We start from the raw sequence: 388 nt of genomic DNA, 5'->3' as shown, positions 1-388 counted from the left end.
TTTAACTACTACAGTCTCTATACCGTCATATTCTATCTCTAACACTTCCGCACCATCTTCTGTTAATTCTGTCAAATCCCTACTTTCATCCTCATCAGATGCTGCTTGGCTAACTGTATATCCTAAACCTATTGTTTTATCTGGTACTGCTGTAATAGCTGCAACACCTGCTTCATTATAATCTCCTAACCCCTCTAAATCAATTGCTTGTCTACCAGCAGTAAGAGAGAAAAACTCATATGCATACTTTAAATATGCTTCAGTCATAAGAGCATCGTGAGCAAGTGAACCCTCATAATCATCCTCTTCCACTTCTGACACTTAATAGATTGCTCTCAAAGCCATTTTTGCACTTAGTACATTAAATTATACAGTTTGATAAGCTAAA

General features: G+C 36.6%; 1 pseudogene. It reads right to left on the bottom strand.

Features of this window, described 5'->3' with window-relative positions:
* Positions 1-321 (bottom strand): annotated as a pseudogene (locus CRV02_RS14720) (hypothetical protein); the annotation flags it as partial.
* Positions 322-388 lie beyond the last annotated feature (67 nt).

Source organism: Arcobacter sp. CECT 8989 (genome assembly GCF_004116715.1).
In the GTDB taxonomy this organism is placed as follows: domain Bacteria; phylum Campylobacterota; class Campylobacteria; order Campylobacterales; family Arcobacteraceae; genus Halarcobacter.
The sequence above is the reverse complement of the archived record's forward strand: the minus strand, read 5'-3'. Positions and strand labels throughout refer to the sequence as shown.